Here is a 20,497-nt window from a genome sequence, read left to right as displayed (position 1 = left end):
AAGATTAGCTTTTCAAAACTTGTTATTTGCTTAGTAAGCTACCAATTAGTGGGGTGTACAGTGGCGGGGTCAATAGTCGATGGCTACGCAAAAAACTCACAACCAACAAATCTTGCAACTACAAATGCAAATCAAACTAACAGCACAGTAACGGACTCTGAAGGCTTTTCATTCGCAAAGTTAGGCTTTGAAATTGATAGCGCTGTTATTGGCTTACTCAAACCAAAAGAAGAACAACCGCAATTAGTTTGCAGGCAAATCACACGGAGTATTAAAGAGTGTGAGGAAGTTAAGCCCTCACACTAAAAATTAACTATTAATTACAGATACTTTTGATGAAACATCAGGTGTTCGTCAATAAAGCTGCTGATAAAGAAGTAACTATGATCATAACCCGCGTGCATGTTGATCTCAGCTGGGTAATCTTTTTCGTTTACGACAGCAAATAAGTTCTCAGTTTTGAGTTGCTCAGTTAAGAAGTTATCGGCCTCACCTTGATCAATACGCATCGGTAAATAATCATCAGCGACGGCATTTTTCATTAATTCACAGCTGTCGTATTCAAGCCAACTTGCTTTATTACTACCTAGGTAATTACTGAACGCTTTTTCACCCCAAGGGCAATTAATCGGGTTCACAATCGGGCTAAAAGCACTGGCGCTGACGTATTGTTTAGGGTTTTTAAGTGCAATCATCAATGCGCCGTGACCACCCATAGAATGACCAGCAATGGCTTTTTTTGTCGTCACAGGGAAGTGCGCTTCGATAAGTGCAGGTAATTCAGAAACCACATAGTCGTACATGTTGTAGTGCACATTGTAAGGCGCTTGAGTCGCATTGACATAAAAACCAGCACCTTGACCAAAATCGTAGTTTTCATCGTCAGGCACATTTTCACCGCGCGGGCTAGTATCTGGAGCGACAATAGCAATACCTAGTTCAGCCGCTTTTTTAAATGCTCCGGCTTTTTGCATAAAGTTTTCATCTGTACAGGTTAAACCTGACAACCAATACATCACTGGCACTTTATTCGTTTCGCTGGCACCTGGCGGTAAAAAAATCGCAAAGCGCATAGCACAATGTGTGCTGCTAGCTTGGTGGGTATATTGTTTATGCCAGCCACCGCTGACTTTTGTTGAGCTTATGTTTTCTAGCATAACCAAATCCTTGAAACAAAGGCGCTAGGAATCAACCTAGCGCCAAATTAAAAGATTAATAATGAATAACTGAGCGGATGCTCTTACCTTCGTGCATTAAGTCGAAAGCTTCATTGATATCTTCAAGTTTCATGGTGTGTGTGATGAAATCGTTTAACGCAAACTCACCATTCATATAGCGCTCAACAATCTCTGGTAGCTCAGAGCGACCTTTAACGCCACCAAATGCACTACCACGCCATACACGGCCTGTTACCAGTTGGAATGGACGAGTAGAGATCTCTTGGCCTGCACCTGCAACGCCAATGATTACCGATTCGCCCCAACCTTTGTGGCAACACTCAAGTGCAGAGCGCATTACATTAACGTTACCGATACATTCAAATGAGAAATCAACACCACCGTCAGTCATTTCAACAATGACTTCTTGGATTGGTTTGTCGTAGTCATTTGGGTTGATTAAATCAGTTGCGCCTAATTTAGTAGCAAGATCAAACTTACTGGTGTTGATATCAACACCAATAATACGTTCAGCGCCAGCCATTTTGGCACCGATAATCGCCGATAAACCGATACCACCTAAGCCAAAAATAGCGACAGTATCGCCTTTTTGAACTTTTGCTGTTTTAGTAACAGCACCCATGCCGGTTGTTACGCCACAACCAAGTAAACAAATTTCTTCAAGAGGCGCTTCTTTGCTTACTTTAGCAAGTGAAATCTCAGGTAATACAGTGTACTCAGAGAAGGTAGAGCAACCCATGTAGTGATAAATTGGTTGACCATCTTTATAGAAACGCGTTGTGCCATCAGGCATTAAACCTTTACCTTGCGTTTCACGTACCGCAGAGCATAAATTTGTTTTGCCCGATTTACACATTTTACACTCGCCACATTCAGCAGTGTAAAGAGGAATAACATGATCGCCTACTTCAACATGTGTTACGCCTTCACCTACAGCTTCAACAATACCGCCGCCTTCATGGCCAAGGATTGCTGGGAAGATACCTTCAGGGTCTTCACCAGATAATGTAAATGCATCGGTATGACAAACACCTGTAGCAACAATCTTTACAAGCACTTCGCCTTTTTTAGGCATCATTACATCCACTTCTTCAATTGATAGTGGTTGATTTGGACCCCAAGCGATAGCCGCTTTTGATTTAATAAAATCAGTCATAACGTTCCCTTATAGTTGTTGGAAGTAAGTATTAAACTTAGTCTATTTTATTTGTTTCTCAATGAATGATAATCTTCGTTTTATTAAAACACTTTTACAGTATGGTAATAATGAATCGTTGGCACGGAATTGATGAGTTTTTAGCGGTAGCAGAAACAGGCAGTTTTACAAAAGCAAGTAAACTACTGGGTATGTCAGTGGCCCATGTAAGCCGTTATGTCAGTCAATTAGAAGAGCGATTAAACACCCAATTGTTAACTCGAACAACCCGTAAAGTGGTGCTAACGCAAGAAGGACAGGTGTTTGCGCATCAAACTAAACAATTACAGCATGCCATGGATGATGCCACGGCACTGCTTGCAGAGCAGCAACTGACACCAAAAGGTAGTATAAAACTAACAGCTCCTGTGATGTATGGTGAAAGTTTCATCATGCCTGCGGTACATTCATTTATGCAAAAGCACCCAGATATTGAAGTGATCAGCCATTTAAGCAATGAGCAAGTCAATCTACTAGAAGATGGGTATGATCTTGCTATTCGGCTTGGTCATTTAAAAGATTCATCTTTAAAAGCACGGCGCATTAGTAAGCGCAGGCTTGTTATTTGTTGTAGCCCTGAATATATCAATAAATTCGGCCAACCACACAGTGTAAGTGAATTACATCAGCACAATTGCCTGATTGGTAATAACAGTTACTGGCGGGTAAAAGAGCAGGGCCAAGACAAGCACATCAAAGTGGCAGGGCGTTTGGCCTGTAACAGTGGTTGGGCCTTGGTTGACGCTGCTATCAAAGGGTTAGGCATCGTGCAATTACCAGATTACTATGTCAATGACCACCTAGCCAATGGCAGGTTGAGTGCTGTACTTTCGAATGTTGCACCGGAACCTGAAGGTGTATGGGGGGTGTATCCACCAAGGCAGTTTATCGCAACCAATGTAAAAGCATTACTTGACCATTTGGTTGCTACTGTTCAAGTATCAGATTTATAATTATTTTTTACAATTTCGCGCATCCCATGCTAGCTAAATCTATGCTAATATGAGCGCATATTTAGCCCTTGGAATACCCATAATTTATTATGTTTCAACCTGTTAGCCTTTTTATAGGGCTGAGATATAGTCGCTCCTCAAAGGGCAATGCCTTTATCTCATTTATTTCATTTTTCTCTATCGCGGGCATTGCTATTGGTTTAATGGCCTTGTTTACAGTTAGTTCAGTAATGAATGGCTTTGAAAATAACCTTAAAACCAACATGCTTGGTTTAATTCCACATATTGAAGTATCAGCCGAAGATAATTCGAAAGAAACCATGCTGCAGTTAAAGCAGCAACTAGCAAATTCTCAAGATGTTAAACAAGTTAACCTATACCGCCATGGCGAAGCCATTTTACAAACTAACCAAGATTTGCACGGCGTATTGTTACAAGGCCTTTATGATGAAGGAAGCTCCATCTATAACGTAAAAGATAAAATTGTTGCCGGCAATTGGTCACAAGTAATGGACAGCAACTACCATATTGCGATTAGCCGCTATTTGAGTCGAAAATTGGGTATTTCGCTTGGGGATAAAGTACGGGTGATCATGCCTAATGCCAGTTCGTATACCCCACTTGGTCGAGTACCGAGTCAGCGCTTGTTTACCGTTGCTGCACTTTATGAAACACAGTCAGAAATTGATATGTCATTGGCATTTACCAGTGGCTATTCGTTAGGCAGAGTTTTAAAACTAGCAAAATCAGCAGCACCCAATTTGAGTGTATCGCTTTATGAACCATTTGCTGTTGAGCAAGTATTGCAATCTCAGTTAGCTATTTTAAACGATTACACAGTGACTGATTGGCGAGCTAGCCAAGGCACACTATTTGCCGCTGTGGCAATGGAAAAGCGCATTATGTCGATGTTACTTGGCTTAATTGTGCTCGTTGCGGTGTTTAATATCGTTTCAGCATTAACCATGATGGTCAGTGAGAAGCAAAGTGAAGTCGCTATTTTACAAACACTGGGCTTAACTCCGTTACAAGTGCAGCACGTGTTTATGATCCAAGGCTTATATAACGGCCTTATCGGTACCAGTATTGGTGCGTTACTTGGTGTGCTATTAAGTAGCAACATTAATGAATTATTGAATATGTTAGGCATCAATTTACTAGCGGGCGTGAGTTTACCCGTTAAATTTGATGTTATGAGTTTGAGTTTAATTGCCGCAGGGAGTATTGCGATGAGCTTTTTAGCTACCTTGTATCCTGCCAGAAAAGCTGCAAAAGTGAATCCAGCAGAGGTATTACGTTATGAGTGATTTAGTTATCAATTGTCAGCAGTTAAATAAAGTCTATCAAGATGGCGATAACGAGGTTGCGGTATTAAAAGGGGTTGATTTAGCACTTAAACAAGGCGAAATGTTAGCTGTTGTAGGGAGCTCTGGCTCAGGAAAAAGTACCTTATTGCATATATTAGGCACCTTAGATAACGAAAGCTCAGGCAAGGTTGAAATTAAAGGTCAGCAGGTTTCTAAATTAAACCGTAAACAACAAGCCAGTTTCCGTAATGAAAATTTGGGTTTTATTTATCAATTCCACCATCTATTAATGGAATTTACTGCCATCGAAAATGTTGCAATGCCATTATTAATTAAAGGCTTAAGTGCAAAAGCGGCAACCGAAAAAGCCCGTAACATGCTAGATAAAGTTGGGTTATCTCATCGTAGCGAACATAAACCTTCGGCGTTATCAGGTGGTGAGAGGCAGCGGGTTGCAATAGCACGTGCATTAGTAACCGAGCCTGCTTTGGTGCTTGCCGATGAACCAACCGGAAACTTAGATAAACAAAACGCAATTAAGATTTACGATTTAATTAAAGAATTAAATACTAGCTTAAAAACCAGTTTTGTTGTGGTAACCCATGATTTAGAACTTGCAGATAAACTAGGCAAAATTGCCTATTTAGATGATGGTAAGCTTGCAATTAAAGAGTCTCAGCATGTTGCTTAGTGCCTTTATTTCAAAACGCTTTCGCGCCCATAGTGGCCAAAAAGACGGACAAAACGGTTTTGTTAGTTTTATCGCTAAAGCATCGACAATCGGCATACTTTTAGGTGTCGCTGTGCTAATTGTTGCTTTATCAGTTATTAATGGTTTTGAGCAGCAGCTAGTACATCGGCTTTTATCGGTTGTACCTCAGGTTGAATATGTTGCCCCTAACAAACCAATCAATAATTGGCAGTCAAAAGTTGCTTTACTACGCTCTCAAGCCGGTGTAACAGGTGCTGCGCCGTTTATTAGTGTAAACGGCATGGCGCAATATAAAAGTGAGTTAAAAGCAGTTGAAGTGCGAGGTGTTAGCCCTGAATTTGAAAACCAAGTGTCGGCGTTAAACCAATTTACAGAAGGGCGCTTAGTTAGCCAGCTACAACAAGAAGATGTGCTTTTAGGCCAACAAATCGTTAACCGATTAGGTCTTAAAATTGGCGACCCAGTTACCTTATTAATCCCACAGATAAACCAGCAAAGTAACACTTTATTGGCGCCAAAGCGTGTTAGCTTGAATCTTGCGGGTATTATAAAAATGGGTGGCCCAATTGATGAAACGGCGGCTTTCATTCGCCTTGATAAAGCGCAAAGTGTGTTGAATTTTGAGCAAAACCAAGTAACCGGCTTACGATTACAAGTAGCTGATGTGTTCGCAGCTCATCAAACGGCGATGCGTGTGGGGCAAGTTATTCCTGATTATGTCTATGTCTCGAGTTGGTTTAGAACCCAGGGTAGCTTATATCAAGATATTCAAATGGTTCGCACGATTGTGTATATCGTGGTGTTTTTAATAATTGCGGTAGCGAGTTTTAATATTGTTTCGTCTTTAGTGATGGAAGTACGTGAAAAACAGGCAAATATCGCAATTTTAAAAACCATGGGCGCACAAGATAGCACCATTTTAGCAACCTTCGTAATGCAAGGTTTTACACAAGCTTTAATTGGTGTGATATTAGGCACGATCATCGGTGTAATGCTTGCGTTAAACATCAGTGAACTGTTCACTTGGGCAAGTAACTTATTTGGCGATAACCCGTTACAAGGGGTTTATTTTATTGAGTTTTTACCCAGTAAACTAGTTTGGCAAGATATTGTTATCACGGTGATTGTTACTTTTGTTCTCGCTATTTTGGCAACCTTATACCCTGCGTGGCAAGCAACCCGAGTTGACCCTGCAAAAGTTCTTGGTAATTAAGGAGTGTTTATGGATAAGCAAAGGATTATCGATTTTTGGTTTGAGGAATTAGGCCCAGAAGCTTGGTATCAACAATCAGATGAAGTTGATGCATTAATTACGCGTGAGTTTTCAGAATGCCTTTTGCAGGTTATCGCTGGCGAGCATGCTGATTGGCGAGTTGACGCTCTAGGTTCTTTAGCTGAAATTATCGTGTTAGATCAGTTTTCACGCAATATTTACCGTAATACGGTGAAAGCGTTTAGCCAAGACCCGCAAGCACTAAGTCTCGCTCAAAGAGCAATTGAACTTGGCTTTGATAAAAAGTTACCTAGCTCTCAAGCTACGTTTATTTATATGCCGTTTATGCACAGTGAATCGAAAGTTATTCATCAGCAAGCTGAACAATTGTTTAAAGGCATGACTAATTATGAATTTGAGCTAAAGCACAAAGTGATTATTGATAGGTTTGGTCGCTACCCACATCGCAATAAAGTTTTAGGTCGTGAATCAACAGCTGAAGAGCTGCAATTTTTAACAGAGCCTAACTCTTCTTTCTGAGTTGATTGAATAGTACGCAAGTAAATTTAAATGCTCTTTGATTGCCCGTAAACACTTGCACAGCGCCATTTTAAACCTTAAAGTGTCAGAAATGTTGTAAAAGAGTAACCACCATGGAACAAAAACAAGCAAGACCATTAACACCAGAAGAACAAGCCGAAGCGCAAAAACAAAGTGTTATTTGGCAAAGAGAATGTTTCCAAAATGCACAAAAGCATTTAGCTGAAAAAGGCGTTATTCCGCAAACTGTTGTAGAAAAAGAAAGCCGTTTTATTGCGCCATTAGTAGCGATTTGGAAATTTAAAGCACAAAACGGTAAGAGCTATTGGGTGATCACCGGTCGTTTACCTACCGATCACGCTGAAGCAAGTGCAGCAAATAATGCACGTGAAGTATTACGTTATTTCTCAATGCAGTGGCAAATGAAGGCTGATCAGCTAATGCAATCAGGTGCGGTAGATAAAACCAAAGTTGATTTTGCTAACCTGTTAATCAACCGTGCTCATGGTTTATATGAGCTATTTGAAAAAGAAGAAATGTGGCAAAATGAGCCTGCATAACTTCTAATAAAAAAGCTGAATAATGTTATTCAGCTTTTTTATTTAACATATACCTTAATGCACCAAAGTGAATGGCCGCGTATCAAATTGCTTAATAGGGCAGAGCATTCGCTGCCTTGGAATACCAGCCTCCATAAATACTAAGCCATCAGCCGAAAAACCATTTCGTTTAAATCTATCTACTTCGTTCAATATGCAATTAATGCTGACGCAATCACAGCCTTGCTTTTCAGCCATGCCTACTAAGTAATTCAATAATGATTTGTAAACCGAACGGTTACGATGTTCAGGTAAAACTGCAATACGCCCAATGAGGCCATCATTACATAAACGCCCAGTGGCAACTGGGCATTTACACTCGTCGGTCACGAGTACGTGATGTGCTGTTTTATCTAAATGATCAAACTCAATGTCTTTAGGAATATGTAGTTCGCATACAAATACTCGCTCTCTGATCTGTTGTAAGAGTTCCTTGTCGATACTCCATTCAACTTCATCTATTTGATAGCTCATAAACACACGCTCCTAACAAAACCAAATACCCTCATTTAAAAGTGTAGTAAAGGTTTTCAAGAAAATGTGATTATTTTTTGAACTATTTATGTCAGCAGAGGTCAAGCAGGTTTGATCTGTGAGCTTTGTTATTAATTCAAGGTCAGTTAAATCATGCATATAATTAACACCATTAATACTTAAAAGTATTTTATCGTCAATTACTTGATAAATGGCACGGGTACCACCTAAACGCTCAAAAACAACGTCTTCATCATTGAGTAAGTCATTTACGTCATCTAGTGTATATGGCTCCTCTAAAGGCGCTAAATCCATGTCATGTTTTGGCTGACTCATACTGTTACCAAGCCAAGTCTTGAATACTGCGTCATCATTAATCGCAGCAATCATAAGTTGCTTTACTTTTTCTGCTTCAGTTTGGTTAAGTTCACCTTTAGATGAACGCAACTTAAGCTCTGCATCACCATATCGTTGATTACCAAGCTCAGTATCGATGAGGTGATCGGCAAATTGTGATAATAAATCGCGTTGATTTGGCGCTCTAAAACCTACAGAGTAATTAAGTGCATTTTCAACTGCGTAACCTTCATGTGGGCAACCTGGTGGAATATAGAGAATATCTCCCGGCTCTAACACACAGTCGATCACGGCAGAAAATTGCTCAACTTGTAACAGGCTCTTATTTTGTGCAAATTGCTTTAAGTTCGCATCAGGTAAACCAACTCGCCAGTGGCGTTTTCCTTCACCTTGAATAATAAACACGTCGTATTGATCTAAATGCGGACCCACGCCACCACCCGGGGTAGAGTAGCTGATCATTAAATCATCGATACGCCAGTTTGGAATAAAGCGAAATGGCTCCAGTAGTTGCGCTGCATCGCTATGCCAATGGTCAACTGCTTGCACCAGTAATGTTGAGTGCTTTTCAGTTAGCAAGCTAAAGTCTTCAAAAGGACCATGGTATGCTTGCCAATCATCTGAGTGATTGGTCACAATACGTGATTCAATGCTTTCTTCCATGGCAAGACCGGCCAATTCTTCGGGCTCAATCGGATCTGCAAAATCCTTGAAGCCTTGCTTTATAAGTAATGGTTTTTTCTGCCAATACTCAGCTAAAAATTGCTCTTGGGTTAATGAATTGATGGTTAATTGATACATAACATGACCTAAGCGAATTGATATAAAAAAAGCGAAAGGAAGGCCTTTCGCTTTTTTAAGTCTTAAATTGAATTTAAGCTAAGTTGTCGATGAACTCAACAGCACGACCAATGTAATTAGCCGGAGTTAATTTTTTCATTTCTACTTTTGCTTCTTCAGGTAACTCAAGACCATCGATGAAATCAGCCATGATTTCTTGGTTTACGCGTTTACCACGAGTAAGGTCTTTAAGTTTTTCATATGGCTTTTCGATACCATATTTACGCATAACCGTTTGGATTGGCTCTGCTAGTAATTCCCAGTTTTGGTCTAGTTCTGCTAATAAACGCTCTTCGTTTACTTCAAGCTTGCTAACACCTTTTAATGTCGCTTGGTAAGCGATAAGTGTGTAGCCCATACCAACACCTAGGTTACGTAACACTGTTGAGTCAGTTAAGTCACGTTGCCAGCGAGAAACAGGTAGTTTTTGCGCAAGGTGAGTAAAGATAGCGTTAGCAATACCTAAGTTACCTTCAGAGTTTTCAAAATCAATCGGGTTTACTTTGTGAGGCATAGTTGATGAACCAATCTCACCTGCGATTGTTTTTTGTTTGAAGTGGTTAAGTGCAATGTAGCCCCAAACGTCACGGTCAAAATCAAGTAATACAGTGTTGAAACGTGCAACTGCATCGAATAACTCAGCAATGTAATCGTGTGGCTCGATTTGTGTTGTGAACGGGTTGAACGTTAAACCTAGGCTCGTTACGAACTGCTCAGCGTGGCTGTGCCAATCGTAATCTGGGTATGCACTTAGGTGAGCGTTGTAGTTACCTACTGCACCGTTGATTTTACCTAACATTTCTACGTTAGCAATTTGGTCACGTTGACGCTTTAAGCGCATGTAGACGTTTGCAAACTCTTTACCCATTGTAGAAGGAGTAGCTGGTTGACCGTGGGTACGTGTCATCATTGCAACTGACTTGTACTCAACTGCTTTTTCTTTTAATGCATTTAGAAGTTGGTCACAGTATGGAAGTAATACTTTGTCACGCGCTTCGGTAAGCATTAAACCGTGAGACAGGTTATTGATGTCTTCTGAAGTACAGGCAAAGTGAATGAATTCGTTAACTGCGTTAAGCTCTGCGTTATCAGCTACTTTTTCTTTAAGTAGGTATTCAACTGCTTTTACGTCATGGTTAGTTGTGCGCTCGATCTCTTTAACGCGTGCTGCATCAGCTTCGCTAAAGTTATCAACAATGGCATTAAGTAAAGCATTAGCCTCGTCGCTAAATGCCGGTACTTCTTTGATTGCGCTTGCTGCAGATAAAGCTTGTAACCAACGAACTTCAACAGTTACACGGTATTTGATTAAACCAAATTCGCTGAAAATACTGCGTAGTTCCGTGGTCTTGCTGCCATAGCGACCATCTACCGGAGAGATAGCGGTTAACGCTGAAAGCTCCATAATGACTCCTAAATTGTCTAGTTTGAACGATAATTAAATTGATTGTTTAGCAATGGCGAGGATTTTTCTTTTTGCAAAGAAAAAGTGACGGCGTTTACCGCCCATTTGTCGCCATAACACGGCACTACGAATTCCGGCCAATAATAGGGCACGAATTTTGTTTTGCGTGAGCTGCTGTTTTAATAACTCTGGCTTGCCATACACTTGAATACGATGCCCAAGGGGGCTTAGCACCGATGAGTAAATATCAGCAAGCGCTGCTACTACAGTATCATCTGTGATAGCAAAATGGTCGAGGCGACGTTTAACATCATCAATGCGACGACCTAATTCATTTAAGCTGTTTTGTTTTGAACTTAATGCACGTTCTAATTGCATTAAACCACCCACATATTTTACGATTTCGACGTCTTTGTCTGCGCCGGCAGAAAGCTGTGCAATCAAAATGCGATAGCCTTCACGTAAATTATGTTTACCCTGATACACGTCTTCAGGGCTATTTGGTGATGTTTCGACAATACAGTTTAGTAATTTTTCTAATTCGTGATCACTGCCTTGGCCATATTGCGCAACTTTTTGTACTTGTTTAGCAACTTGACACATGGCAGCTAAAGCCATGACTTGGTGCTCTGTCATTATTTGATCACCGAATCAATAATACCACCACCTAAACATACTTCGTCAGCGTAGAATACGGCTGATTGGCCCGGTGTCACTGCTTTTTGTGGCTCATCAAATAATACGCGTGCCATACCATCTTCACCAACAAGTAAAGTACAGCTGATATCTTCTTGGCGATAACGAGTTTTAACAGTACAGCGTGTGGTCCCTTTAGGGCCTTCGCGGTCAACCCAGTGAAGCTGGTTTGCATTTAAACCATTGCTGTACAGGCGAGGGTGGTCTTTACCTTGACCAACCACTAATACGTTACGATCAACGTCTTTATCAACTACATACCAAGGTTCACCCGAACCTTCTTTCATGCCGCCAATTAATAGACCTTTACGTTGACCAAGTGTGTGGTACATCAAGCCTTCGTGCTCACCCACTTCGTTGCCATCGGTATCTTCAATTTTACCTGGCTGTGCTGGTAAGAACTTCTGTAAGAAGTCTTTAAATTTACGCTCACCAATAAAACAAATACCGGTACTGTCTTTTTTATCGTGGGTGATTAAGTCTTGCTCTTCAGCGATGCGGCGTACTTCAGGCTTGGCAATATCGCCAACAGGGAAAAGTGTTTGCGCAATATGCTCATGGCTTAGAGTGTATAAGAAATAGCTTTGATCTTTGTTGTCATCAAGGCCACGACACATTACAAATTTATCACCGCGCTTTTCACGGCGAACATAGTGGCCAGTAGCGATGTAATCAGCACCAAGTGCTTGTGCTGCAAATTCTAAAAATGCTTTGAATTTGATTTCTTTATTACACATGATGTCTGGGTTTGGTGTACGACCTGCTTTGTACTCTGCTAAAAAGTATTCAAACACGTTGTCCCAGTATTCGGCTGCAAAATTTACAGTGTGAAGCTCAATACCTAGCTTATCGCATACAGCTTGTGCATCTTGTAGGTCTTCAGCTGCAGCGCAATATTCATCATTATCGTCTTCTTCCCAGTTTTTCATGAACAGGCCTTCAACTTGATAGCCTTGTTGCTTTAATAAATACGCTGATACAGAAGAATCAACACCGCCGGACATACCCACGATGACTTTAATGTGACTATTTTCGCTCATAATATTCGCTGTCATTTTTTAACTGCTATGGAAAGGCCGATATTATATACCCAAACCACCTCAAGATGCGAGTTTCAGTTGGAATTAAAAGCGATTTAGGCAAGGTATTGATTGCGAGTAATAGTGGTTTGGGCATAGCAAACTTTTAGACACCCAAACCAGCCAAAATCACAGCGGTTATTGATAAATCAAACTAAGTGGGTAGGCTTTACCAGCTATATGATCTTCAATGCATTTTAAAACCAGAGGGCTTCTAAGTGGCAGGTTTTTAATTTGCTCAAGGCTAAACCAATCTGCGCTAAGAATGTCATCATCTTGGGGAGATGGTTCAAACAGCTCTGGGCTATTAAAAGCAAAGCTAAAACGCATATAGTGAACGCCATTTGCGGCATGCAAATTATAAATGCCAACAAGGTGATTGGCATTAAGGCTAATGCCTGTTTCTTCAATAAGTTCGCGATGAGCTGCTTCTGATAAGGTTTCATTGGCTTCTAAATGACCCGCAGGCTGGTTATAGCAAATATCACCTGTGTGTTTATCGCGCTCTTTAACAAGTAAAAATTTGTCTTGGCATGTGACGATGGCGGCCACTGTGACATTGGGTTTATGCATCAGGGTTTTTCACTACTTTAAACTGGCCATTATCTAATCCATCAAGGGTATAGTTACCAATGCTGTAACGAATTAAGCGCAAAGTAGGGAAGCCAACATGCGCTGTCATACGGCGAACTTGGCGATTACGCCCCTCAGTGATAGAGATTTCTAGCCAGCTGGTTGGTATGTTTTTGCGCTCGCGAACGGGCGGGGTACGTGGCCAAATTGACGGCTCGTCAATACGCCTAACTTTGGCAGGCTTGGTCATGCCATCTTTAAGCTCTACACCTTTGTTAAGTGCAAAGATAGCCTCATCAGTAACATCACCTTCTACTTGCACCCAATAAGTTTTAGCTGTTTTTTTATTGGGTTCAGTAAGTGTGTGTTGTAATTTACCGCAGTTGGTAAGAAGCAACAGTCCTTCGCTATCTCTGTCTAGGCGTCCTGCTGCATACACGTCTTTAATAGTAATAAAGTCGGCAAGCGTTTTGCGGTTTTGGTCATCGGTAAATTGGCAAAGCACATCAAATGGTTTGTTAAATAGCACCACTTTACGCTGCTCAGGGCTAATTGCTTTTTTAACTTGGCGTTTTTGAGTCGGCCTTGAATAAGTACGACCGCTACTGCGACGTGGTTTGCTATTGCCTTTATTAACCATTAAATACACCTAGCCGGTTTAGGTAAACCTGCAATTTTAGTCGCTTGCTTTGCTGGGCCTTTAGGGAATAGCTTATACAAATACATGCTATTACCTTTTTCCTCACCTAGCTTTTGGGCCATTGCTTTGACCAGCATGCGTATTGCAGGGCTGGTGTTGTACTCTACGTAAAAATCACGCACAAAATGCACAACTTCCCAGTGCTGCTCACTTAAGGTAATGTTCTCTTGCTCAGCAATAATGGGTGCAAGCTCTTCACACCAATCGCTTGAATCAAGTAAATACCCTTGTTTGTCTGTTTCTATCTGTTTGTTATTAAATTCAAGCATGGTTTACCAAGTAATCGTGTTTTTTGCGTTTAAAGTCATTTCTACAAACTGCGCATAGTTTATTGCGATATCGCCTTGATTAAATGAAATATCACGGGCTGCAGCATCTTCTTCAAGTAAATGAATTGCTGAAGAGAACTGCTTAAACTGCATGTTGTTATAACAAGCGTCACTAACAAGTAGTACTGTATCTTCTGAAGAAATTAAATTTGCCAACATATTATTGCAATAGTGAGCTAAGGGTTTTGAAAAAATATGCAAGGTACTCATAAGGTCACCACCTGATGCTGTTGGCTAATTAAGTCTCGCTGTTGCTCAAAGTTAGCTACTTTAACATCGATAATCAGACTATCTTCTGAAAGGTTAAAATCCATCAACGACTTTTCACATACATATATGTTTTCAACATCGTATAACTCAAGGGTTTTAATGGTTTTAAAATAGTTTTTAATGCCAAGCTGCTCTGGTTGTTGATTTTTTTTCAAAGCTAAAACAGCCTCACCACTTAGAAGCCAACTAATGTTTTGTTCAATAGCGGCAAAAATTAGTGTGGTGTCGAGTGATTCACGAATATGTTGATCATCAAATGGGCTATGTTGGCTTATTACTAAAATGTTTTTCATTTAAATTGCACCCATTTATCCGCTTCACTGACAAGCATCGCAAATTCTGCAAGCCCAGCGACGGTAAACACGCCTGTGTTATTGATATCTAAGCCACGCTTTTCAGCAGCAGTGACACATAGCAGTAGAGGGATCTCTTGCTCACTTAACGACTGCCACAAGCGATTAATTGGAAGCTCGTCGCTGGCAAGTTCTAAATGGTTACTTGCGTGGTAAACACCAGCTTGATAAAGAAAGATAGCTGCAATTGAGTGACCAGAGTCAAGACAGGCCTGTGCATATTTAATTAGCCGTTGAGTTGTGTCGTGATCGGTCGGCGCGGTATGAAGAGAAAGTACAAATTGTGCCAAAACGCATCCAATAAAAAAGCCCCTAGAAAGGGGCTATTTTAGCAGAACTATTTAATTAGTCATCACTTCCACCAAGTAGGTAAAGAAGAGATGTAAATAAATTATATACGTTCAGGTATAAAGCAACTGTTGCGCGGATGTAATTAGTCTCGCCGCCATTAATGATACGGCTAGTGTCAAATAAGATTAAACCAGACATAATTAGCACAACTGCAGCATTAATAACCATAAAGGTAATTGAGCTGCCAATAAATAAGTTAACTAGGCTTGCAATAATAACCACGATTAAACCCACAGTTAAAAAGCCACCCATGAATGAGAAGTCTTTTTTAGTGGTAAGCGCATAGGCCGACAAACCAAAGAAGATTAACGCAGTAGAGCCTAACGCTTGCATAATAAGCATAGGGCCATTTGGCATTGCAGCGTAGTAGTTAAGCATTGGACCAAGCCCTGCGCCCATCAAACCTGTGAAAACAAATACCCAAGCAACTCCTGAAGCACTGTCTGCCTTTTTGTGAACAACAAAAAGCACACCAAGTGAAATCAAGCTAAATACTAACCCCATAAAATAAGGTAGATTCATTGCCATTGATATACCTGCTGTCACTGCGCTAAATGCCAGTGTCATCGCCAGTAAGAAATAGGTATTCTTTAAAACTTTATTGGTTTCAATAGTCGACATTACTGGTCTTGCAGTATTGTACGATTGATTAAACGCCATTGTTAGAGCTCCTTTAAATGAACTTATACGTTCGTTAGTTCCAATTATTAAACTGAACTAAGCCTATCAAGAGTTATATATTTGGGCAAACTATTGTGGATCAATAGACAAGATAAATAATCGAAAAGTTCAATGTTGCGCACAATCTAAACGCTGTTGTACTAATGCTGAGCAAATTAATTGTTTTTTAATCACTTAAACAGTTTTTTGAAAAAAAAGCTTCACAAGCACGGCCGCATTATCTATTATGCACGCCGTCGGAGAGATGGCAGAGTGGTCGAATGCACCGGTCTTGAAAACCGGCAGGGGTTTGTAGCCCCTCTAGGGTTCAAATCCCTATCTCTCCACCATTATTTTTACTACTGGCGTAAGCGGGTAGTTTTTTGCATTCGGAGAGATGGCAGAGTGGTCGAATGCACCGGTCTTGAAAACCGGCAGGGGTTTGTAGCCCCTCTAGGGTTCAAATCCCTATCTCTCCACCATCATTGAAGCCGCTGAATTTATTCAGCGGCTTTTTTGTTTCTTGTGCTTTTCATTTGTTCTGCAAATTACGACTATTGTCGATATTTCGCATTTTAACTAGTTAGTCCATGCTTAACACTTCTCGTATTATCTTTGTGACATTAGGGAATTTATGAAACATCGTTTAGCAAAGAGTGTAGGACTTTCTTTATTATCGCCTGTGATCATCGGTTGTATCTTAGGCCTTTATTATGCGTTTACACTTGAAGGAAATGGTTTAAACATTTTCTTTAACTTATTCGTTAGCGCAATCGCCAATGCCCACATTGTGGGTCTTACTATGGCAGCGTTTGTGGTACCTGGTTATTTACTTATGTATAAGTATGCAAAGGTTAATTATTCAGGTGTTCTGACACTTGGCTTACTAGGTGGCGCTATTTTCAGCTACTTACTTAGCGCTACAACTGGTATGGCTTTTATAGTCAATGCTGTGATGTCTGCTCTGGCAGCTGGACTGTTTTTATTTGGTTTAAGACAGGGCCTTACAACACAATCTTCTCATCAATAGCAGAATATTTAATCAAGCTGACTGAAATTGAGGGCAAAATGTTTTTTTTTGCCCTTAAAAGGTTTCATTTGTCGTCTACAAAGAGTACCTTTAGCTACTGTATGTTTAATAAGAAGTAGTTTGGTATGCAAAAGCAAGATTTTTACCAGTCATTAGTTAAACAAACTGAGTCGCTAATCACTGGTGAATCAAATGTTATTGCCAACATGGCAAATATTAGTGCGCTGTTATTTACCTCTTTAGAGGATATCAATTGGGCGGGCTTTTATTTAATGGATTCACCTGAAGAATTAGTGCTAGGGCCGTTTCAAGGTAATCCTGCATGTATCCGTATTCCAGTAGGTAAAGGGGTATGTGGAACTGCCGCGCAAACACAACAAACACAACTCATTGAAGACGTGCATGCATTTGCTGGTCATATTGCCTGTGATGCTGCATCTAACTCAGAAGTAGTTGTGCCGATTTTCAAAGACGGTAAAGTATTTGCTGTACTTGATATCGACAGCCCAAGCATTGCGCGATTCGATGCTGATGATCAAGCTGGTTTAGAAGCATTGGTAAAATGCTTTGAGGCAAATCTAAAATGAAAGATTTGCTAAATGTGCAAGATTACCTCTTTGCAATCCAAGATGTTGGTGATTGGGAAGGGGAAGAAGAAGTTGTTGCCGAAAGGCTCAACGACTTGATTCACATGGCATGGGAACGTCTACCGGATGACCTTGACTGTGAATCAATTGATGAAATTATAAATGGTATTTGGGAACACCTTCGAGGTGATTTAGCGCTTATTGAAGCGGACTTCGAAGAGTTGACCGACTGGGTAACACACTATGTCGATTCATCACTTGATGAAAAGATGTAATAAAAGGTTCTAACATGGAAACCACAAACAAGCTAAAAGATATTAATGAAGTACTGGATTTCTTATACCAAGAATTTCCAAAATGTTTTAAACAAAAAGACGGTATTCAGCCGCTAAAAGTAGGTATCTTTAAAGATATCGCTGAGCGTATTGAAGGTTCTGAGAAAGTAAGTAAAACTCAGGTTCGTCAAGCACTAAGAAAGTACACCTCAAACTGGCGCTATTTAGAAGCTGTGACTAAGTCTGAGTTCCGTATCGACCTTGATGGTAATCAAGACGAAAAAGTAGAACAAGAGCACATTGAGCACGCACAAAAAGCGTTAGAAGAAAGCCGCGCTAAAATGGCGAAGCGTAAGAAGCCACAACGTCCACGTAAAGACGGTGACACAAAATCTTACAAAAAGAATAGTGGCCACCACGCTAAATCTGGCGAAAAAGGCGCTAAAGTAAATAATAAGCCTGCTAAAGCTGCTCCTGCAAAACGTTCAGGAAAAGTTGAACCTTTACCTGCCTCAGAGGTCAAGGTTAATAGCAAAGTTAAAGTTAAACTTGGCCAAGCACTTGTAAACGCGGTTATTACTGAAGTGAATAAAGACGAAGTTCACGTTGAGTTAGTAACAGGGATGCAAGTTAAGACCAAAGCAGACAGCCTGTATATCATTTAATAGCTGTAAAAAATAAAGGAGTTGTGTATGAGTAAAAAGTTTACGCTCATTCCGTTAGTCGCTGCCCTGTTTTCAGGTTCATTATTGGCATCTTCAGACAATCTGACTGAAAAAGACCTGCCAGTACTCAAGCAAGAAAGCCAACATAGTACGGCAAGCAAACGGGTGACAAACTTATTTACTCGTGCACACTACAAACCAATTAAATTTAACGATGAATTATCTGAGAAGGTTTTTGATCGTTACATTGAATCTCTCGACTACAATAAAAATGTGTTTTTAGCCTCTGATATTGCCTCGTTTGAGCAATATAAAGACCAGTTTGATAATGCATTGTCGACAGGTAAATTGGGATTTGCCTTTGATATTTTTAACTTAAGTTTAAAGCGTCGTTTTGAACGCTATGACTATTCTTTATCGTTACTTGAAAACGAAATGAAGTTCGATAAAGAAGATGAGTATCTGTTTGACCGCGAAGACGCAAATTGGGCAACAAGCCAAGCAGAGCTTGATGAACTTTGGCGTCAGCGCGTTAAATACGATGCTTTACGATTAAAAATGACTGGTAAAGATTGGCAAGGCATTAAAGAAGTCTTGACCAAACGTTACCACAACGCGCAAAAGCGTTTAGTACAAACGAACAGTGAAGATGCGTTTCAAATCGTGATGAATTCATTCGCACGAAGCATTGAAGCGCATACCTCTTATTTATCACCTCGTCGCGCTGAGCAATTCAAGATGGACATGGATCTTGAATTAGAAGGTATTGGTGCGGTACTTAGTTATGACGAAGATTACACAGTTATCCGTAGCTTAGTACCTGGCGGTCCGGCTGATAAGTCTGAACAAATTAAAGCAGATGACCGAATTATTGGTGTTGCCCAAGAAGGTGAAGAATTTGTTGATGTGATTGGCTGGCGTTTAGATGACGTAGTTGATTTAATCAAAGGCCCTAAAGGGACAAAAGTTCGCCTGCAATATCTAAAAGGGGCGGATGCTCACGGCACACCAAAAGTGGTTGAAATCACGCGTGATAAAATTCGCTTAGAAGACCGCGCTGCTAAATCTGAAGTATTCGAAGCAAAATACTCAGACTTAACCAGCAAAATTGGTGTGATTGAAATCCCTGGTTTCTACAACAATTTATCACAAGACGTTAAAGTTGAAATTGCAAAATTAAAAGAAGCCAAAGTAGATGGTATCATCATCGATTTACGTCAAAACGGCGGCGGTTCACTTTACGAAGCGACTCAGCTTTCTGGCTTATTTATCGATCAAGGTCCTGTAGTACAAATTCATACGCTAAATAATCGTATTGAAGAGCAAAAAGACCGTGACGGCGTCACTTTTTATGATGGCCCACTTACTGTATTAGTTGATCGCTACAGTGCATCTGCCTCAGAGATTTTTGCAGCAGCAATGCAAGATTACGGCCGTGCAATTGTGATTGGTGAGCAAACCTTTGGTAAGGGTACTGTACAGCAGCACAAACCACTTGGCCGTGCTTATGACCTATACGACCACCCATTAGGTAGCGTGCAGTATACCATTGCAAAATTCTACCGAATTAACGGCGGAAGCACACAGCACAAAGGTGTGATCCCAGACGTGTCATTCCCATCGGCAATTGAGCCATCAGAGTGGGGCGAGAGTCAACAAGACAACGCGCTACCTTGGGATAGCATCATACGTGCTAAGTACAACTCGGTTGATAACCTAAAACCAGCGATTGCTTACGTTAATAAGCTTCATGATGCGCGTATTGCAGATGAGCCTGAATTTGGTTATGTGTTTGCTGACATTGAGCGCTATCAAGAAGAGAAAGACCGTAAGACTATCTCATTGGTTGAAGCGACGCGTCTAAAAGAGAAAGACGAAGGTGAAGAACGCGCGTTAGAACGTGCTAATGAACGACTTGTTCGCCTTGGTGAAAAGCCAGTAGAGAAGCTTGACGATTTACCTGATAGCCTTGACGAGCTAGACCCTTTCTTAGAAGAAGCGGCATTAATCACCCAAGATTATATAAAATATGGTCGTATCGCTAAGAAATAATTAGCAATTAATTAGCAATATCGATTAATAAAAAGGCGCTTAAGCGCCTTTTTTGCTACCTAAAACAGGTTAGATTGGTATAATCACAAAATCTGGCTGCATAA

Annotated in this window: 26 protein-coding genes and 2 tRNA genes; 14 read left to right on the top strand and 14 right to left on the bottom strand. The window is 40.6% G+C overall.

The window, feature by feature from the left end; translation table 11 throughout:
* On the top strand, positions 1 to 306 hold a 306-nt coding region (locus tag AUR67_RS09805; protein ID WP_082665612.1), incomplete at its 5' end, for a hypothetical protein.
* Positions 307 to 320: 14 nt separating this feature from the next.
* Here the strand turns inward: AUR67_RS09805 and fghA are convergent.
* On the bottom strand, positions 321 to 1,157 hold the full coding sequence (gene fghA, locus AUR67_RS09800; protein WP_058585126.1) for an S-formylglutathione hydrolase: 837 nt from the start codon (positions 1,155 to 1,157) through the stop codon (positions 321 to 323).
* A 55-nt stretch (positions 1,158 to 1,212) separates the two neighbouring features.
* Positions 1,213 to 2,334: an S-(hydroxymethyl)glutathione dehydrogenase/class III alcohol dehydrogenase gene (locus tag AUR67_RS09795; RefSeq protein ID WP_058585125.1), complete on the bottom strand. Its 1,122-nt coding sequence runs from the start codon at positions 2,332 to 2,334 to the stop codon at positions 1,213 to 1,215.
* A gap of 110 nt (positions 2,335 to 2,444) precedes the next feature.
* On the opposite strand from AUR67_RS09795, the gene AUR67_RS09790 reads away from it, so the two are divergent.
* The 6 genes from AUR67_RS09790 to AUR67_RS09765 all read left to right on the top strand — a co-directional run bounded on the left by AUR67_RS09790 (position 2,445) and on the right by AUR67_RS09765 (position 7,658).
* On the top strand, positions 2,445 to 3,326 hold the full coding sequence (locus tag AUR67_RS09790; RefSeq protein WP_082665611.1) for a LysR family transcriptional regulator: 882 nt from the start codon (positions 2,445 to 2,447) through the stop codon (positions 3,324 to 3,326).
* 89 nt (positions 3,327 to 3,415) lie between these two features.
* Entirely contained in the window at positions 3,416 to 4,633 is a 1,218-nt protein-coding gene (locus AUR67_RS09785; RefSeq protein ID WP_058585123.1) for a lipoprotein-releasing ABC transporter permease subunit, read from the top strand.
* The gene (lolD, locus tag AUR67_RS09780) at positions 4,626 to 5,324 is read left to right on the top strand and encodes a lipoprotein-releasing ABC transporter ATP-binding protein LolD (RefSeq protein WP_054551414.1); all 699 of its coding nucleotides are present in this window, start codon (positions 4,626 to 4,628) and stop codon (positions 5,322 to 5,324) included. The genes AUR67_RS09785 and lolD overlap by 8 nt, the downstream gene beginning before the upstream one ends.
* Positions 5,314 to 6,558, top strand: coding sequence for a lipoprotein-releasing ABC transporter permease subunit (locus AUR67_RS09775; RefSeq protein WP_058585122.1), 1,245 nt, complete (start codon positions 5,314 to 5,316; stop codon positions 6,556 to 6,558). Before lolD ends, AUR67_RS09775 begins: the two co-directional genes overlap by 11 nt.
* A gap of 9 nt (positions 6,559 to 6,567) precedes the next feature.
* Complete coding sequence (locus AUR67_RS09770; RefSeq protein ID WP_058585121.1) at positions 6,568 to 7,098, top strand: DUF924 family protein; 531 nt, start codon at positions 6,568 to 6,570, stop codon at positions 7,096 to 7,098.
* A 113-nt stretch (positions 7,099 to 7,211) separates the two neighbouring features.
* Positions 7,212 to 7,658: a DUF4826 family protein gene (locus tag AUR67_RS09765; protein WP_054561606.1), complete on the top strand. Its 447-nt coding sequence runs from the start codon at positions 7,212 to 7,214 to the stop codon at positions 7,656 to 7,658.
* Positions 7,659 to 7,712: 54 nt separating this feature from the next.
* On the opposite strand, the gene AUR67_RS09760 is transcribed toward AUR67_RS09765, so the two are convergent.
* From AUR67_RS09760 to AUR67_RS09705, 12 genes are all read right to left on the bottom strand, one after another.
* Complete coding sequence (locus AUR67_RS09760) at positions 7,713 to 8,171, bottom strand: GNAT family N-acetyltransferase (RefSeq protein ID WP_054561605.1); 459 nt, start codon at positions 8,169 to 8,171, stop codon at positions 7,713 to 7,715.
* A gap of 12 nt (positions 8,172 to 8,183) precedes the next feature.
* Entirely contained in the window at positions 8,184 to 9,329 is a 1,146-nt protein-coding gene (locus tag AUR67_RS09755) for a cupin domain-containing protein (protein WP_058585120.1), read from the bottom strand.
* Positions 9,330 to 9,402: 73 nt separating this feature from the next.
* Positions 9,403 to 10,773: an adenylosuccinate lyase gene (gene purB, locus AUR67_RS09750; protein WP_054561603.1), complete on the bottom strand. Its 1,371-nt coding sequence runs from the start codon at positions 10,771 to 10,773 to the stop codon at positions 9,403 to 9,405.
* 33 nt (positions 10,774 to 10,806) lie between these two features.
* The gene (hflD, locus tag AUR67_RS09745) at positions 10,807 to 11,409 is read right to left on the bottom strand and encodes a high frequency lysogenization protein HflD (RefSeq protein ID WP_054561602.1); all 603 of its coding nucleotides are present in this window, start codon (positions 11,407 to 11,409) and stop codon (positions 10,807 to 10,809) included.
* Complete coding sequence (mnmA, locus tag AUR67_RS09740) at positions 11,409 to 12,509, bottom strand: tRNA 2-thiouridine(34) synthase MnmA (RefSeq protein WP_058585134.1); 1,101 nt, start codon at positions 12,507 to 12,509, stop codon at positions 11,409 to 11,411. The genes hflD and mnmA overlap by 1 nt, the downstream gene beginning before the upstream one ends.
* Positions 12,510 to 12,686: 177 nt before the next feature.
* The gene (locus AUR67_RS09735) at positions 12,687 to 13,121 is read right to left on the bottom strand and encodes an NUDIX hydrolase (protein WP_058585119.1); all 435 of its coding nucleotides are present in this window, start codon (positions 13,119 to 13,121) and stop codon (positions 12,687 to 12,689) included.
* Positions 13,114 to 13,761, bottom strand: a complete 648-nt coding sequence (locus AUR67_RS09730) for an rRNA large subunit pseudouridine synthase E (RefSeq protein WP_058585118.1) — start codon at positions 13,759 to 13,761, stop codon at positions 13,114 to 13,116. The genes AUR67_RS09735 and AUR67_RS09730 overlap by 8 nt, the downstream gene beginning before the upstream one ends.
* Positions 13,761 to 14,090 (bottom strand): TusE/DsrC/DsvC family sulfur relay protein, encoded by a 330-nt coding sequence (locus AUR67_RS09725; protein WP_058585117.1) that lies wholly within the window; start codon positions 14,088 to 14,090, stop codon positions 13,761 to 13,763. Before AUR67_RS09725 ends, AUR67_RS09730 begins: the two co-directional genes overlap by 1 nt.
* 3 nt (positions 14,091 to 14,093) lie before the next feature.
* Entirely contained in the window at positions 14,094 to 14,309 is a 216-nt protein-coding gene (locus AUR67_RS09720) for a DsrH/TusB family sulfur relay protein (RefSeq protein ID WP_235591819.1), read from the bottom strand.
* A gap of 47 nt (positions 14,310 to 14,356) precedes the next feature.
* On the bottom strand, positions 14,357 to 14,713 hold the full coding sequence (gene tusC / locus AUR67_RS09715; RefSeq protein ID WP_058585115.1) for a sulfurtransferase complex subunit TusC: 357 nt from the start codon (positions 14,711 to 14,713) through the stop codon (positions 14,357 to 14,359).
* Entirely contained in the window at positions 14,710 to 15,063 is a 354-nt protein-coding gene (tusD, locus tag AUR67_RS09710; RefSeq protein WP_058585114.1) for a sulfurtransferase complex subunit TusD, read from the bottom strand. The genes tusC and tusD overlap by 4 nt, the downstream gene beginning before the upstream one ends.
* A 55-nt stretch (positions 15,064 to 15,118) precedes the next feature.
* Positions 15,119 to 15,784, bottom strand: a complete 666-nt coding sequence (locus tag AUR67_RS09705) for a Bax inhibitor-1/YccA family protein (RefSeq protein ID WP_058585113.1) — start codon at positions 15,782 to 15,784, stop codon at positions 15,119 to 15,121.
* Between the two features lie 259 nt (positions 15,785 to 16,043).
* Here AUR67_RS09705 and AUR67_RS09700 point away from each other — a divergent pair.
* From AUR67_RS09700 to prc, 7 genes are all read left to right on the top strand, one after another.
* Positions 16,044 to 16,134, top strand: a tRNA-Ser gene (locus AUR67_RS09700).
* A gap of 41 nt (positions 16,135 to 16,175) precedes the next feature.
* Positions 16,176 to 16,266 (top strand) — tRNA-Ser (locus AUR67_RS09695).
* Between the two features lie 152 nt (positions 16,267 to 16,418).
* Complete coding sequence (locus tag AUR67_RS09690) at positions 16,419 to 16,814, top strand: hypothetical protein (protein ID WP_054561595.1); 396 nt, start codon at positions 16,419 to 16,421, stop codon at positions 16,812 to 16,814.
* 125 nt (positions 16,815 to 16,939) lie between these two features.
* Positions 16,940 to 17,401: a GAF domain-containing protein gene (locus tag AUR67_RS09685; protein WP_054561594.1), complete on the top strand. Its 462-nt coding sequence runs from the start codon at positions 16,940 to 16,942 to the stop codon at positions 17,399 to 17,401.
* Entirely contained in the window at positions 17,398 to 17,676 is a 279-nt protein-coding gene (locus tag AUR67_RS09680; RefSeq protein ID WP_054561593.1) for a hypothetical protein, read from the top strand. Before AUR67_RS09685 ends, AUR67_RS09680 begins: the two co-directional genes overlap by 4 nt.
* A gap of 14 nt (positions 17,677 to 17,690) precedes the next feature.
* Positions 17,691 to 18,341, top strand: coding sequence for an RNA chaperone ProQ (gene proQ, locus AUR67_RS09675; RefSeq protein WP_055022158.1), 651 nt, complete (start codon positions 17,691 to 17,693; stop codon positions 18,339 to 18,341).
* Positions 18,342 to 18,368: 27 nt separating this feature from the next.
* Positions 18,369 to 20,393: a carboxy terminal-processing peptidase gene (prc, locus tag AUR67_RS09670; protein ID WP_058585112.1), complete on the top strand. Its 2,025-nt coding sequence runs from the start codon at positions 18,369 to 18,371 to the stop codon at positions 20,391 to 20,393.
* The last annotated feature ends 104 nt before the right edge of the window (positions 20,394 to 20,497 follow it).

Source organism: Pseudoalteromonas sp. XI10 (assembly GCF_001469895.1).
In the GTDB taxonomy this organism is placed as follows: Bacteria; Pseudomonadota; Gammaproteobacteria; order Enterobacterales; family Alteromonadaceae; genus Pseudoalteromonas.
Note: the sequence above shows the minus strand (reverse complement) of the source record. Positions and strands in the feature narration are given on the sequence as shown.